Here is a 15,733-nt window from a genome sequence, read left to right on the forward strand (position 1 = left end):
ACAGTAGGCCACGACCTACAGGTTGGTCTGGGCCTCCAGCTCATCCGGGTACCGGCCGCCCTCGATCTCGATCCGCGACGACGCCTCGGTCAGCCGGTCGAGCTCGTCCGCGGTCAGCGTGATATCCGCGGCCGCGAGGTTCTCCTCCAGCCGGTGCAGCTTCGTCGTACCCGGAATCGGAACGATCCACGGCTTCCGCGCCAGCAACCACGCGAGCGCGATCTGCGCCGGCGTCACGCCCTTCGCGGTGGCGAAGGATTGCACCAACTCGACCATTGCAACGTTGTGCCGCAAGGCCTCGGCCCCGAACCGCGGGATCCGCGCCCGCAGATCGTTGTCCTTGTCGAAGGTGGTCCCGACCGTTCCGGTCAGGAATCCCTTGCCGAGCGGGCTGAAGGGCACGAACCCGATCCCCAGCTCCTCACACGTAGCCAGGACCTCTTCCTCGGGCCGACGCCACCACAGCGAGTACTCGCTCTGCACAGCGGTCACGGGCTGCACGGCGTGCGCGCGCCGGATCGTCCCCGCGGCGGCCTCGGACATCCCGTACCGCTTGACCTTGCCCGCCTCGATCAGCTCCTTCACCGCCCCGGCGAACTCCTCGATCGGGTACGCCGGATTCACGCGATGCTGGTAGTACAGGTCGATCGCGTCGACCCCGAGCCGCCGCAACGAGCCTTCGGCAGCGCCCGCAACCTCGTCCGGCCGCAACAACCGCCCGAGCGGTTTCCGCTCCACCGGATCGATCGCGTTCGCGAACTTCGTTGCCACCACCACCCGATCCAGGTACGGCGCCAGCGCCTCCCCCACGAGCTCCTCGTTCGCATGCGGCCCGTACGTCTCCGCGGTGTCGAAGAACGTGACACCCAGCTCCACCGCGGCGTGCAGAAGCTTGACCATCTCCCCGCGATCCGGCCGACCGCCGTACCCACCGGTCATCGTCATACAACCGAGCCCGATCGCCGACACCACGGGACCGTCGGCTCCAAGGGTGTGTTCCTTCATGTGTCCTCCTAGATGCTCATAGCCAGACAACCCCCACCCGACGGCAAGCGGGAGGCCTCACCGAACGGGGTACTGACAGAACCCCCTCTCCGGTGCCGAGGTTCGTAAGCTGGAAACGTGAGCACGGAGAACCGGAAGCAGGTGCGCGACTTCCTCGTCAGCCGGCGCGGGAAGGTCACACCGCAGCAGGCCGGTCTGCAGTACTACGGCGGCAACCGGCGCGTGCCAGGGCTACGCCGGGAAGAAGTCGCGACGCTCGCCGGGCTCAGCGTCGACTACCACGCCCGGATCGAGAAGGGCAACATCTCCGGCGTCTCCGAGACCATCCTGCACGCCATCTCGGACGCCCTCCAGCTCGACGAGGCCGAACGTACCTACCTCTTCGACCTGGCGCGTACTGCGAACGCCGGCCATCGCACTACGCGCCGCGAACCCGCCCGCCGGGTCAGGCCGGCCGTGCAGCGCATTATCGACAGCATGGCGACGACACCCACGCTCGTCCGCAACGGACGCCTCGATGTCCTGGCCGCCAACGCACTGGGGCGGGCCCTCTTCGCGCCGCTGTTCGACAGCCCGGTCACCGCTCCCGGGCAGGCGCCGAACCACGCGCGGTTCGGGTTCCTCGACCCGAGAGCGCACGACTTCCACCCGGACTGGAATCTGTCCGCGAACACCAACGTCGCGATCCTGCGCACCGAAGCCGGACGCGACCCGTACAACAAGGATCTGACCGACCTGATCGGCGAGCTGAGCACCCGCAGCGAGGAGTTCCGGACCCGCTGGGCCGACCAGAACGTCCGCCTGCATCGCACCGGCACGAAGTCCTTCTGCCACCCGGTGGTCGGCATGGTCACGGTCGATTTCGAAGCCATGGAGCTGTCCGCCGACGCCGGTCTCACGATCACGGCCTACTCCCCCGAGCCCGCTTCCCCGTCCGCGGACGCGCTGGCTCTGCTCGGGAGTTGGGTGACGACAGGGAGGCACGCCGGCGAAACTGGCTGACTTTCGGGGGGTGCGCGCGCGTAGGCTCTGGAATGACGTGCTCGTACCCAAGGGGGGTCTCGTGAGTCAGCCCGATACGCAAGCCGAATACCCCGATCAGATCGATGCCGCCGTTCTGAAGATCGCCGGTGTCGTGGTGCTCGGGGCCATCATGTCCATCCTCGACATCACCGTGGTCAACGTCGCGCTCCCGACGTTCCAGGACGAGTTCGGGACGCCCGGGAGCCCGGTCGCGTACTCCACGGTCGCCTGGACGGTCACGGGGTACACGCTCGCGCTGGCGACCGTGATCCCGCTGACGGGATGGGCCGCCAACCGGTTCGGCACCAAGCGGCTGTACATGGCCGCGATCTTCCTGTTCACCGCCGGGTCCGCGCTGTGCGCGACCGCCTCGAGCATCGACATGCTGATCGGTTTCCGCGTCCTGCAGGGTCTCGGTGGCGGCATGCTGATGCCGCTCGGGATGACGATCATGACCCAGGCCGCCGGTCCGCGCCGGATGGGCCGGCTGATGGCGATCCTCGGTGTGCCGATGCTGCTCGGCCCGATCCTCGGCCCGATCCTGGGCGGCTGGCTGATCCAGGTGGCGAGCTGGCACTGGATCTTCCTGATCAACGTCCCGCTCGGCGTGATCGCGCTGATCTACGCGTGGTTCGCGCTGGCCAAGGACCACGCGGAGCCGTCGGAGTCGTTCGACTTCGTCGGTGTGCTGCTGATGTCGCCAGGGCTCGCGCTGTTCCTCTTCGGTATCTCGTCGCTGCCGGCCGAGGGCGGTGACTTCACTGCGCCCCGGGTGTGGGTCTCGGTGCTGATCGGCGTGCTGCTGATGGCAGCCTTCGTCTGGCACTCGTTCCGGCCGGCGCACCCGCTGCTCGACCTCCGGCTGTTCCGCGACCGCAACCTGACCGTCTCGATCATCACGATGTTCCTGTTCGGCGCCGCGTTCTTCGGCGGACTGCTGCTGGTCCCGACGTACTTCCAGCAGATCCGTGGCGAGTCCACGCTGCACGCCGGCCTGCTGGTCGCGCCGCAAGGCATCGGTGCGATGGTGACGATGCCGATCGCCGGCCGCCTGGTGGACAAGGTCCCGGTCGGCCGGATCGTGCCGTTCGGGATCGGGTTGATCGTGATCGGCATGTTCGGCCTGACCCAGATCACCGCGACCACGCCGTACGGGATCCTGATCGCGATGCTTTTCGTGATGGGGCTGGGCATGGGCGGCACGATGATGCCGCTGTTCACCACCGCACTGCGGACCCTGCGCGGCACCCAGGTCGCACGCGGCTCGACACTGCTCAACATCACCCAGCAGATCGCCTCCTCGTGCGGCGTCGCGACGATGTCGGTCATCCTGACCAACCAGCTCAACAACTCGCCGATCATCCCCGGCACCCAGAACATTCCCGGGCTCGGGGAGGGACTCCGCGAGACGCAGGCGGCGATCCTGTCCAACACGCGCCCCGCGAGCATCGCTCCGCTGCACCTCGACCCGGCCGTGATCGTGCGCGGCCTGACCGATGCCGCGGCCTCGTTCGCCCACACCTACTGGGTGGCCTGGGTGCTGGTGGTCATCACCTTGGTGCCGGCGTTGATGCTCCCGCGGAAGCGTGAAGTCGTGAACCTGGCCGACGAGAAGGCCCCACCGGCAGTCATCGACTAGGCACTTCTACTGGGGCGACGCCGTCGTAGCCAGAGCAGGCTTTCACGAGTACTCCAACTCGTGAAAGGGAAGATCATGTCTACGTCAGCGTCCCCCAGGCCCAGCCGGCGCACAGTGCTGTACGGCGGGATCGCAGCAGGGCTCGCCGTACCGGCCGTCTCCGCGCTGGGCGACCAGGCCGTGGCAGCTCCGGCGGCTGTGTCGTCACCGTCCGGTTCCACCGCGATCCGGCCGTTCCACTTCACCGCCTCGCGCGACCAGCTCAACGAGTTGCGCCGCCGGGTCGCCGCGACCCGCTGGCCCTCCGCGGAGCTCGTCGCGGATCGCTCGCAGGGTGTGCAGCTTGCCACCAGTCAGGCGCTGGCGAAGTACTGGAACACCCGGTACGACTGGCGCAGGTTCGAGGCCAAGCTCGACAAGCTGCCGCAGTACACCACCGAGATCGACGGCGTGGACATCCACTTCATCCACGTTCGCTCCCGGCACGCGGACGCGATGCCGCTGATCATGACCCACGGCTGGCCCGGCTCGATCGTCGAGTTGCTCGAGACGATCGGCCCGCTCACCGACCCGACCGCTCACGGCGGCAGCGCCGCGGACGCGTTCCACCTGGTTCTCCCCTCGGTCCCCGGTTTCGGCTTCTCCGCCCAGCCGACCGAGACCGGCTGGGACACCGGCCGGACCGCGCGCGCCTGGGACGAGCTCATGCGCCGCCTCGGCTACCAGAAGTACGTCGCCCAGGGTGGCGACGTCGGCGCCGCCGTCACGGACAACCTGGGCCGGCTCGCACCGGCCGGTCTGCTCGGCATCCACCTGAACCTGCTCGTCCCGGCCCTCGGCGGCGCCAAGTTCCCGGCGACCACTCCGGAGGAGATCGCCGCGTCCGAGGCGCTCGGCGAGTTCGGCCGGACCGGGAACGGCTACATCGTCGAGCAGTCCAGCCGTCCGCAGACCATCGGCTACGCGCTGCTCGATTCGCCGGTCGCGCTGGCGTCCTGGATGCTCGACCACGACACCGACAGCTACTACAAGATCTCCCGCGCGTTCCGCGGCGGCCTGGTCTCCGGCAATCTCACCCGCGACCACATCCTCGACAACGTCACGCTGTACTGGCTCACGGGCACGGGCGTCTCGGCCGCACGCGCCTACTGGGAGGGCGCCATGGCCCGCGGCGGACAGACCCCGCCACCGGTCGGCGTGCCCGTAGCGTTCAGCTCGTTCCCGGGTGAGATCTTCCAAGCGCCGCGCAGCTGGGTCGAGCTCGCCTACCCGACCCTTGCCTACTACAACAAGCCGGCCCGCGGCGGCCACTTCGCCGCCTGGGAAGAGCCCCAGCTGTTCACCGAGGAGGTCCGCGCAGCGTTCCGATCGCTCAGGTAGCCCCGACGGAACCTTCCAGCCGTATCCCGGTCTGAAGCGCTCGTGAGACTAAGCTGGCGCGATCATGGGGTCGACGATGCCGGATGCCGGGGATCAGTCCCGGTTGCGGCAGCTCAACGAGCGGGCCGTACTGGCGGCCGTGCGCTCCGCCGGCGAGGTGCGGGTCGCACAGATCGTCGAGCAGAGCGGGCTCGGACGTACGGCGGTCGAAGAGGTCCTCGCGAGCCTCGTCACCCGGCGCTGGCTCGTCGAGGAGAGCCCGGCGATCCGGGGCCGCGGCCGGCCCGCGCGGAGCTACCGGTTCCGCGCCGAGGCCGGGTACGTCGTCGGGCTCGACATCGGAGCGTTCTCGGTCCGCGGGGTTCTCACCGACCTGGACGGGCAGATGCTCGCGAGCCGACGGCAATCCGTGACTCCGGAGACGCCGCGCCTCGAACGACTCGCGGCGGCCGACGAGGTGGTCGCCGCGTGCGCGCGTGAGGCCGGTGCGGACGTGTGGGCCGTCGGCGTCGGCACCACCGGGCTGGTCGACGCCGCCGGCACCGTCGTACGGGCGAACGCGATCCCCGACTGGGCCGGCACCGACCTCGCGGAGTACTTCGGCCGGTCGGCACGACTCGTTGTCGTGGACAACGACAGCCAGCTCGCCGCGCTCGCCGAACAACGCCGCGGCGCCCGCGGCGGCACGGACATGGTGTTCCTGCACGCGGGCCGACGCACCGGGTTGGCGCTGGTGCTCGACGGGAAGTTGCGACGGGGTGCGTACGGCGCGGCGGCGGATATGTCGGCGCTGCGCGGAGTCGCGTGGGAGGCGGCGCTCGAGCACCTGCATGCGGTCGTACCGGCCGAGGTTCCCGAGATGGACAAGGCCGAGCGGGCGTTCGCGGCTGCCCGCGGCGGCGATCGGTCCGCGGTGAACGCCGTACGGAAGTATGCGCGGGCGATGGCGGTCGCGGCGGCGACGGCCATCTCGATCGTCGATCCGCGGCTGCTGGTGCTGGGCGGCGCGTTCTCGCAGTCGGCCGACGTCTTGATGGAGCCGCTCGCCGCCGAGCTGGATCGGCTGTGCCCGCGCGTGCCGGAACTGCGGGCGTCTTCGTTGGGCGCACTGTGCGTCGCGCTCGGCGCCGCGTCGCTCGCTCTCGAAGCCGTCGACGAGCACCTGCTCGCCCGCTCGCGCGGCCCGCTGCCGACGCTGGCAGCCACCAGTCTCGACTCCCCCACACGCTGACTCGCGTTCGCCGATTGTTCAGTCAGGCGTTGACGCCTGCCCGCGGCGAGGCTATTAATGTCGGAAAGAGGCAATAATGCGCACGAATGCGCGCTCTCCCCCAGGAAGCCCCAGGAAGTAGGTTCGCAGTGAACAGACGGATCCGCCGCCGGACGTTCCTCACCACCACCGGAGCTGTCGCCACCGCCGCAGCGGTCGGCGACCTCGCGTACGCCAGCCCGGACGCCCTCGACGACGCCGCAGCCGCGGGGTACGTCGACGTACAGCTGCTCAACATCACCGACCTGCACGGCTATCTGCAGCCCACCACGCCGAGTCAGGGCAGCGTGATCACCGGCGCGGGCGGGGTCCAGGTGACCGTCGGCGGTGTCGGCTACATGGCGACACACCTCAAGCGGCTTCGGGAGGGACGACCGAATTCGCTCTTCTTCTCCTCAGGAGACAACTTCTCCGGCTGGCCGTTCGAGATCGACGCGCACGCGAACGAGCCGACCGTCGAGGCGCTCAACGCACTCGGGCTGCAGTTCAGCACGGTCGGCAACCACGAGCTGGACCAGTCGGTGGGCTTTCTCGTCGACCACATGGAGCACGGTGCGCCGTATCCGGTGAACGGGCGCGACGACAACTTCGTCGACTCGACCGGTCACCGGTTCCGCGGCGCGAACTTCCGCTTCTACACGGCCAACATCGTGCACGCCGACACGGGCCGGACCATCGTCCCGCCGTACAACATCGAGTGGGTGGACGCGGGACGCGGGCGGAAGCTGCCGATCGCGTTCATCCACCTCACCGTGATGGACACGCCGACCGGCTCCACGTCGTACCAGCCCGAGCTGCGGTCGCTGTCCGACGTCGAGCAGGCCAACAAGCTGGCCGCGCAGCTCAAGAAGCGCGGTATCAACGCGATCGTCATCAACATCCACGACGGCGGTGTGGCCGGTAACGACTACAACGCCGGGACCAACCCCTCCGGACCGGTCTTCCAGCTGGCCGCGCAGGCCTCGCCGGATATCGCCGCGATCGTCACCGGGCACTGGCACTGCCGGTTCAACATGATGGTCCCGGACCCGAACGGCGTACCGCGTCCGGTCGTCGAGGCCGGCAACCATGGGTCCCTGATCAACGAGATCAACCTCAAGCTCGACCCCCGGACGGGTCACGTGATCCGTGAGCTCACCACGTCCACCAACCACGCCAACACGCGCGACGTACCGGTCGACGAGGAGCTGCGGTACATCGCCGACTACTGGACCGCCAAGGGCGCGAAGCGCTACGCCACGCCGCTGGCCACCGTCACCGCAGACTTCACGCGTACGCCGAACGCGTCGGGCGAATCGACGATGGGCAACCTGGCCGCCGATTTCGCGTACTGGGACGCGAACCAGCACCGCGACGGACGCGCCGACCTGGCGATGATCTCGGTGAAGCCGGTGTCGGGGTCGAACGCCCTGACCGGCGACCTCCTGTTTGCCAAGGGCACCAATCCGGCCGATGCCGACGGCACCGTTCTGTTCGGCGAGGCGTGGAACGCGTTCGGCTACGGCAATCCCGTGCTGACCGTGACCCTGCCCGGCACGCAACTCCACGCCGCGTTCGAAGCGCAGTGGGTGGCGCAGGCCAACGGGACCGAGAAGTTCGCGCCGTTCGCCGTGTCGCACAACGTGAGCTACACCTACGACACGACGAAGCCGATCGGTCAGCGCGTCGATCCCGGTGCCGTCCGCATCGATGGCAAGCCCCTCGATCTGACCCGCACCTACCGCGTCGCCGCGCTCGCCTACACGCTGATCGGCGGCGACGGCACCCAGGTCTTCGCCGGCTTCACCGACCCGTACCGCAACGACCGCGACCACGAGGGCTTCATCGCCTACCTCCGCGCACACCCGGTCCTGACCCCGTCCACGCTCGATCGAGCCCGTCCGGTGGGCTGATTCCGGAGTGGTCTTGTCCGGTTAGCGGTCAAGTCGGAGGAAATCGGTACTTGCCGGTCCGTCCGGTTCTAGGGTGGAAGTGTTCGCCTGGCGGTATACCCCACAAACCGGGCTGACAGACCGATTGTGCAGACCGCGCGACCCTCATCCCCGAGACGTGCAGGTGCCCCCATCGGTCCGAGTCCACGCCCGAGCCGCCAGGCGAGCCTTCAAGCCGTCCACAGGCCGTCAGGCTCGCCCCGCGCCCAGATCTTGTGAGCATTGCTCAGACGGGAACGTTCCATTTCTGCGGGTCGAGGCCGTTGCAGTCGTAGATCTGGAGATCGGTGCCGTCCGCCGTGGCGCCGCCCGGGCTGTCGAGGCACCGCCCGGATTGGGGGTTCAGGAGAGCGCCGTTGGGCTGGGGTTGCCAGATCTGGCCCCCAGCGGTTCCGCAGTCCCAGAGCTGGACCTTGGTCAGGTTCGCCGTACCGTTGCCAACGATGTCCAGGCACTTGCCGAAGGCGCGGATTCGACCGTCGGTCGACATCGTCCATTGCTGACCGGGTACTCCGTTACATGTCCACAGCTGTACTGCGTTGCCGCTGGTCGGTGTGTTGGTGTCGACGTCAACACACTTGCCGGCGGCCGCGGGTCCGGTGATCGGGCCGGTCGGATAGCCGGGGACGTTCCACTTCTGCGGGTCGAGGCCGTTGCAGTCGTAGATCTGGAGATCGGTGCCGTCCGCCGTGGCGCCGCCCGGGCTGTCGAGGCAGCGGCCGGATTGCGGGTTGAGCAACGAGCCGTTGGCTTGAGGTCGCCACTGCTGTCCGCCGGCGGTTCCGCAGTCCCAGAGCTGGACCTTGGTCAGGTTCGCCGTACCGTTGCCGACGATGTCCAGGCACTTGCCGAACGAGCGGATCGTGCCGTTGGCCATCATCGTCCACTGCTGGCCCGGTACGCCGCCACAGGTCCACAGCTGCACCGCGTTGCCGTTGACCGCGGTGTTGTGGTCGACGTCGAGACACTTGCCGGCCGCGGCGGGGCCGGTGATCGCACCGGTCGGTCCACCGACGACGCCCGTACCGAAGCGGACCTGGCATTGGTTCCCGGTGCCGAGCCAGGTCGCGGCCAGATAGAGGAACGACGTGCCGTTGGCCGACGGGACGATCGGTGAGCTGTAGGCGGGGCAGGACGGTGAGCCTGTGCCGTAGCTGCCGGTGGGGTTGACGTTGACGGGTGCCTCGAGCTCGGTCCAACTACCGGTGCCGAGCGAAGTGTTTGCCAAGAGCACCGATCCGGACTCGACCATCACTGTCTTGCTACCGGTAGGTCCGGTGACGACGCGCTGGCCGGACAGCAGGAGCGTCCCGTTCGGGCCGCCGCCGGGCACCCAGGCGACGTACGGCGTATGCAGGAGGTGACGCCCGTCGCTTGTCTGGGCGAGCGTGCCGGGACTGTTCGTCGGCGACCAGTTGAGGCCGTCCGGGCTGGTCTTGAGGTAGACCTCGCAGGCGTGGTCCGCGTTGGTGGCGTCGCGGCAGAGTTCGTACGACATCATGAACTGGCCGTTGGGCAAGGCGGTGATGATCGACATCCCCGGCCGGGCCAGGTTGTCGGCGGGGAACGCGACGTCGGGGGTGATGCTCGCGCTCCAGGTCGCTCCGCCGTCGGTCGAGGTGTAGTGGCCGATGATCTGGTTGTTCGTCGGCGACCCGGCCGGGCGTTCGTCGGAGATGAAGCAGGCGAGGGTGTTGTTCGACGTGAGCAGGAACCACGGCTCCCAGATACCGGCGCCGATGGTGTTCGGGAGGCCGCTGGTCTGGGTGCAGTTCGACAGGTATTGCCAGGTCGCGCCGTGGTCGGTGCTCTTGAAGACCTCGATCTTCTGGACGGTGAAGTTGCCCTCGTCCCAGGCTGTCCCGGCGGCGAGGAGGTCACCCTGGTTGAGGCCGTTCGCGGTGCGCGGTACTTCGTAGATCACCGGCGCGCCGAGGTCCCAGCCGGCGGTGTGCGAGGTGATCGTGCTGATCGGGGTGGTCCCGAAGGTCGCACCACCGTCGGTACTGCGGAAGATCGGGAAGTTGCCCGGTCCGGATTCGTTGCGTCGGGCAAATGTCGCGAGAATGGTGCGGCCGGAGTTGGTGTCGTGGTCGAGCCGGATCGCCCGCGGGTAGCTGGCGTCGGCGTTCGGGTAGGTGGCGAGGTTGGGACTGTAGAGCACGTTTCCCGGTGGCGCGGCGATCGCCGGTGTCGCCGGGTTCGCGACGAGGGCGGTGGCCAGCAGGCCGGCCGCGGCAAGCAAGCGGATACCGATGGACATGATCCTCCTCTGACAAGGGCGGGTCGAGCGAAGGTCTGTTCGTTGGCTCAGTCGGTGATGTCGACCCAGGTCCGGGCAACGACAGCCCCGGCTGCATCGGTCGCCCACAGCTGCAAGCGACCGGTCGACGTTGGCACCACGACGTCGAGCGGGTCGGTGACGGTGAACGGCTTGGCGTCGACACGCACCGATCCCGACGCAACGCCCAGCGACCAGTGCAGGGTGCCGAGGAGAGGGTCGCTCCCGTGGTGGGATACGCGGACAGGTACGACGAGGGCGCGGTCGGGCTGATCCGAAGCCGGCTCGCCCGATGCGTGAGCAGGGACGACGAGGTCGCGGCCGGGGCCTGCTGGGATGATGTCGACGATCAGCACGGTCTCCGCGTGGACGTCCGAAGGGACGACCCCGCCCAGGTCCTTGGTGCGGCGGTCGTAGGTGTAGATGCCCACGGTTTCGTGTTCGATGTCGTAGAGCTCGGTGTAGATGTAGCCGGCGTTGCGAGGATGGCGACGCAGCTCCTGGGTCTGCCAGCGGAGGTGCCAGCCGCGTTCGACGCTCGTCGAACCCGCGCCGTACTCGCCGTTCAACTGGATCTTGTCCGCAGCGTCGAACCCGGGTGCCGCGATCGCTTTGTCCACCACGAAGTCCGGGCCGAGTCGCACCGGGAAACTCCCGTCCGGAGTGTTGACCAGGCGATCGACAACACCCGCCCACGACGCGACGTTCTCGTCGTAGTAGTGCCAGTCGACCAGATCCGTCTCCACGTGCGCCCACCCCGAATTGTCAACAATCGGGCGGCGCGGATCCGCATCCCGGATGATCCGGTACACCCGGCGTACGGCGTCCTGCTTCGCCGGGTCGCCCGGGACATCCCAGTCGAGCCCCCACTCCTCGTTGTAGCCGCCCCAGATCACGATGCTCGGATGGTTCCCGTCGCGCGCGACCATCCCGGCCGCCACCTCCTCGAAGGCGGCAACGGCCTCGGGCGAGAACCGTCCCGTCGACGGCGGCTCGGCCCACACCAGCATCCCGAGCCGATCCGCCCAGTACAGCCACCGCGGATCCTCCAGCTTGATGTGCTTGCGGACCAGGTTGAACCCTGCCGCCCGCGCCAGCTCGAGATCCCGCCGCAACGCCTCGTCACTCGGCGCCGCGTGACCAGCCGACGGCCAGAACCCCTGATCCAGAACACCACGAACGTACGTCGGTGCGCCGTTCACCAACAGGTAGTTGCCGTGCCACTCCACCTTGCGCAGCCCCGTATAGCCGCGCACCGTGTCGTCCCCGGCCGTCACCACCACGTCGTACAGCTGCGGATCGTCAGGACTCCACAGCAGCGGCTCGGCGATCGGCACGGTGACCGTGCCGGGCCACTCGTCGTACTCATGAACCCCCACGCCCGGGATCTCGATCCGGACCGGGCACGGACCGGTCATCGTGATCTCGATCCCGTCCAGGGCCGGCGTCGGCCGCAGGTCGAGCCGCGAGATGTACGACGCCGGCCGCGGCTCCAGCCACACGCTCTGCCAGATCCCGCTCGACGGTGTGAACGCGCAGCCGTCGTAGTCGTCGCGCGGCATGCTTCGCTGCTTGCCGTGTGGGATGAAACGCTTGTCGGTCGGCGCATCCACGCGGACGACGAGCTCGCCCACGCCGTCGTTCAGCAACTCGGTGATGTCGGCCTCGAACGGCAGATACCCACCGACGTGCTCGACCGCGAGGGCACCGTTCACCCACACGGTCGCGCGGTGATGGACCGCGCCGAAGTGCAGGATCGTCCGCTCCCCCGCCCAGTCCGCGGGTCGCTCGATCCGCCGCCGGTACCAGGCCGTCGGCAACCAGTGCGCGACCACGCCGGAGTCCGGGTGCTCCCACGGGAACGGCACCACGATCATCTCGGTGAAGGCGTCGGGCGTCCGGGCGAACTCCCACTCGCCGTTGAGGTTCAGCCAACGGTCCGAGCGGTCGAAGTGCGGACGAGGATATTCAGGTCGAGGTGTGTTCACAGTTCTCCCAATCACCCCCGAGCGAAGCGAGGGGTGTGTTTGTCAGCCTTTCAAGCTGCCGGCCATGACGCCTTTGATCAGATGACGTTGCAGTACGACGAACACGACGAGTACCGGGATCGCGGCGACAGTGCTTGCCGCGAGCAATTGCCCCCACACGCTGGTCCAGTCCGCGCCGAGCTGACCCGAACGGATGTTCTGCGCCAGCGCCGAGAGCATCACCTGCAGGGTCTGGTGCTGCTCGTCGTTCACCGCCACGACGGGCCAGACGAAGTCGTTGTAGATGTTGATGAAGGTCAGTACGCCGAGTGCCGCCAGGCCCGGCCGGATCACCGGCATCACGATGCTCGCGAAGATCCGCAGCTCACCGGCGCCGTCCACCCGCGCGGCGTCGAGCAGCTCGTCCGGGATCGCCATGATCACCTGCCGCATCCAGAACACCCCGAACGCGTCGACCGCGCCCGGCAGGATGAGCGCCTGGAACGTGCTGACCCAACCGAGCTGACTCATCTCCAGCAGCAACGGGATCAGCAGCACGAGTGTCGGCAGCATCAGCGTGGTCAGCACCGTCGCGAACAGGATTCGCTTGCCCGGGAAGGCGTACTTCGCGAACGCGAACCCGGCCATCGGGCAGAAGATCATCGTCAGCGCGCCCTTGATCACGACCACGATCGCGGTGTTCCGGAAGCCGGTGCCGATCGGGATCGTGTCGAGCATCGACCGGAAGTTGCTCAGCGTCAGCCGGCCCGGATCGAAGCTGAACGGACTGGAGATGATCTCGCCGCCCGGTTTCAGGGACGACAGCATCATCCACAGCAACGGCGCCAGACTGATGACCCCGGCAACGATCAACAGTCCGTAGCGACCGACAGCGCCGAGCTTCATGAGTCCTCCCTCGAACGCAGCAGCCGGATCGATGCGACGGACAACGCCAGCACCATCAGCACGAGCAGCATCGAGTTCGCCGCCCCGAGTCCGAGGTCGGAGTTCGTGATGTGCTTGTACAGATACAGGCCGGCCGTTCGGGTCGCGTTGAACGGCCCGCCGCCGGTCACGACGTACGGCTCGGCGAACAGCTGGAAAACGGTCAGCGTGCCGATCACCACCACGAAGCTCAACGTCCGCGTCACCAGCGGGACGGTGATCGACCAGAACTGCTGCCACGCCCCCGCGCCGTCGATCCGCGCGGCCTCGTAGACGTCTTGCGGGATCGCTGACAATCCGGCCATCAACAGGATCACGGCGTACCCGGTCGTCCGCCACAGCACCAGGAGCGCGACTGTCACCTTTGCCCAGGCAGAGGTTGTCAACCAGCCGATTGCGGGCAATCCGAGGGTCGACAGTCCGTGGTTGACCGCGCCGAAGTCCTTGTCGAACAAGATGATCCAGACCTGCGCCATCGCCACCAGCGGCGTGACGAACGGCGCGATCAGCGCGGCGCTGAACAACCCGCGGAACCGGGCCTTGCGCAACGCGACCGCGATCGTCAGCGCAAGCAGGATCTGCGCCGGTACGACGAGCAGCCAGAGCACACCCGAGGTCGCCATCGACTGCCAGAAATCCGGGCTGGTCAACAGGTACCGGTAGTTCGCGAACCCGATCACCTTCAGCGCACCGGCGCCGTGCCAGTTGGTGAAGCTCAGCTGGAGCGCGAAGAAGATCGGGTACGCGCTGAACGCGGCGAAGATCAGGATGAACGGCGCGATGAACAGGTACGGCGCGGCCTGGACCCGGCGCCGGCGTACCCGAACCGCCGATCGCCGGGTCGTGGCAGCTTCGGTGAGCGTCGCCATTCAGCTGGGCCCCATCAGGTTCTTCTGGATCTGGGTCGCCGACGTCTTCAGCACCTCGTCCGGGCTCATCTGTCCGGCGAGCATCTTCTGCACGTTGACGCCGAAGTAGTCCACGGCCTTCCCCCACCAGGTCGGGATCGTGTAGCCGCCGGGCACCTGCTTGCCGGCCTCGACCGCGACCTTCCACAGGTCCTGCCCACCGAGTGCCTCGATCGGCTTGAACAGAGGCGTGTTCGGGTCGAGCGCCGGCAGGTACGACGGGATCGACGTGTTCAACCCGCCCGGGTACACGTCGTTCGTTCCGTAGACCGTCGTGTACCCCTCCTTGCTGAAGACCAGATGCTCGTACAGCCGCCAGGCCAGCTCAGGGTTCTTCGCCTTCGCGGGGATGACGAACGACGACCCGCCCATCACCCCGGCCCGCGGACCACCAGCCTGCCAGGCCGGCAAAGCGGTCGCCCGCCACTTCCCCTTGCTTGCCTTCAGCAACTGCTGCGGGGCGAACACGAACCACTGCGCCCAGGGCACGAACACCTGCGTCCCGTTGTCCTGCGTCTGCAGGTCGGTCGGCTGCGTGTACTTCGCCAGCGTGCCCAGCCCCTGGGACCGCACCGTGTCCAGCCAGGTCAGGGTCTTGCGATAAGGATCGGAGTCGATCGAGAGCTTGCCCTGGGCATCGACCATCGCGCCGCCCTGCTGGTTGGCGAACATGTCGATCCACAGCTGGGCGAGGAACTGGTCGTTCTCGAGGTGGATCGGCCTGGCCTGCGGAAACTTCTCCTTGACCGTCCGCGCCGCCCCGAGCAGAGCGTCGTACGTCGTGAGCCTCGCCGGATCGACGCCCGCCTGGGTGATGATGTCCTCGCGGTAGAACAGCAGCCCCGGGTCGAGATCCCACGGCACCGCGACGACCTTGCCGTCGACGGTCACCACGCCGAGCTTGTACGGCGCGATGTCGGACTTGTACGGCTCGATCAGCTGGCTGAGATCGTGCAGATGCGGCGCGACGCCGGTCAGCAGGGCATCGTCGTAGAACGCGCCGTCGGGTACGCCGGCACCGCTGATCAACGTGGCCGGCAGCTTGGCGTTGATGTCGACGGCGACGTGGTTCACCTTCACCTGCGGGTACTTCGCGGTGAAGGACGCGATCGCCTTGTCGAACACCTTGTACAGGTCACCGGTGCGATCCCAGATGGTGAGCTCACCGGACGGCGGAGTGGACGCACTGCTGCTCGGCAGCGCGCTGCCGCCGGTCGTGCTGCCGGGAGCGCACGCACTCAAACCGCCGGCAGCCAGCGCGGCACCCGCTCCGCGGAGCAGGGTACGGCGTGAGAAAGGAAGCTGGGTCATGGTCGTTTTCCTCATGACTTTGTCGAGCTTGCAACGTTGCAAGTGGTGTTCGGAACGCTAAGCTTGCAACGTT

11 protein-coding genes are annotated in these 15,733 nt (G+C 67.8%); 5 read left to right on the forward strand and 6 right to left on the reverse strand.

The window, feature by feature from the left end; genetic code table 11:
• Positions 1-15: 15 nt before the first annotated feature.
• Positions 16-1,005, reverse strand: a complete 990-nt coding sequence (locus AB0J62_RS14635; protein ID WP_363869483.1) for an aldo/keto reductase — start codon at positions 1,003-1,005, stop codon at positions 16-18.
• A gap of 117 nt (positions 1,006-1,122) precedes the next feature.
• On the opposite strand from AB0J62_RS14635, the gene AB0J62_RS14640 reads away from it, so the two are divergent.
• The 5 genes from AB0J62_RS14640 (at position 1,123) to AB0J62_RS14660 (ending at position 8,209) form a co-directional block, all read left to right on the forward strand.
• Positions 1,123-2,007 (forward strand): helix-turn-helix transcriptional regulator, encoded by an 885-nt coding sequence (locus AB0J62_RS14640; RefSeq protein WP_363869486.1) that lies wholly within the window; start codon positions 1,123-1,125, stop codon positions 2,005-2,007.
• Positions 2,008-2,068: 61 nt separating this feature from the next.
• Positions 2,069-3,667 (forward strand): DHA2 family efflux MFS transporter permease subunit, encoded by a 1,599-nt coding sequence (locus tag AB0J62_RS14645; protein ID WP_363869489.1) that lies wholly within the window; start codon positions 2,069-2,071, stop codon positions 3,665-3,667.
• A 75-nt stretch (positions 3,668-3,742) separates the two neighbouring features.
• Positions 3,743-5,047, forward strand: a complete 1,305-nt coding sequence (locus AB0J62_RS14650; protein ID WP_363869492.1) for an epoxide hydrolase family protein — start codon at positions 3,743-3,745, stop codon at positions 5,045-5,047.
• Between the two features lie 64 nt (positions 5,048-5,111).
• Complete coding sequence (locus tag AB0J62_RS14655) at positions 5,112-6,278, forward strand: ROK family protein (RefSeq protein WP_363869495.1); 1,167 nt, start codon at positions 5,112-5,114, stop codon at positions 6,276-6,278.
• A gap of 128 nt (positions 6,279-6,406) precedes the next feature.
• Entirely contained in the window at positions 6,407-8,209 is a 1,803-nt protein-coding gene (locus tag AB0J62_RS14660; protein ID WP_363869499.1) for a bifunctional metallophosphatase/5'-nucleotidase, read from the forward strand.
• Positions 8,210-8,474: 265 nt separating this feature from the next.
• Here the strand turns inward: AB0J62_RS14660 and AB0J62_RS14665 are convergent, their stop codons facing one another.
• From AB0J62_RS14665 to AB0J62_RS14685, 5 genes are read right to left on the reverse strand one after another with little or no spacing between them, the layout of a single operon-like run.
• On the reverse strand, positions 8,475-10,511 hold the full coding sequence (locus AB0J62_RS14665) for a ricin-type beta-trefoil lectin domain protein (protein ID WP_363869502.1): 2,037 nt from the start codon (positions 10,509-10,511) through the stop codon (positions 8,475-8,477).
• Positions 10,512-10,558: 47 nt separating this feature from the next.
• Positions 10,559-12,517 (reverse strand): sugar-binding domain-containing protein, encoded by a 1,959-nt coding sequence (locus AB0J62_RS14670; protein ID WP_363869505.1) that lies wholly within the window; start codon positions 12,515-12,517, stop codon positions 10,559-10,561.
• Between the two features lie 42 nt (positions 12,518-12,559).
• The gene (locus tag AB0J62_RS14675) at positions 12,560-13,402 is read right to left on the reverse strand and encodes a carbohydrate ABC transporter permease (RefSeq protein ID WP_363869508.1); all 843 of its coding nucleotides are present in this window, start codon (positions 13,400-13,402) and stop codon (positions 12,560-12,562) included.
• Complete coding sequence (locus tag AB0J62_RS14680; protein ID WP_363869511.1) at positions 13,399-14,310, reverse strand: sugar ABC transporter permease; 912 nt, start codon at positions 14,308-14,310, stop codon at positions 13,399-13,401. The genes AB0J62_RS14675 and AB0J62_RS14680 overlap by 4 nt, the downstream gene beginning before the upstream one ends.
• The gene (locus AB0J62_RS14685) at positions 14,311-15,660 is read right to left on the reverse strand and encodes a sugar ABC transporter substrate-binding protein (RefSeq protein WP_363869514.1); all 1,350 of its coding nucleotides are present in this window, start codon (positions 15,658-15,660) and stop codon (positions 14,311-14,313) included.
• Positions 15,661-15,733 lie beyond the last annotated feature (73 nt).

Origin of the sequence: Kribbella sp. NPDC049584 (assembly GCF_040675555.1) — a bacterium.
Taxonomy (GTDB): domain Bacteria; phylum Actinomycetota; class Actinomycetes; order Propionibacteriales; family Kribbellaceae; genus Kribbella.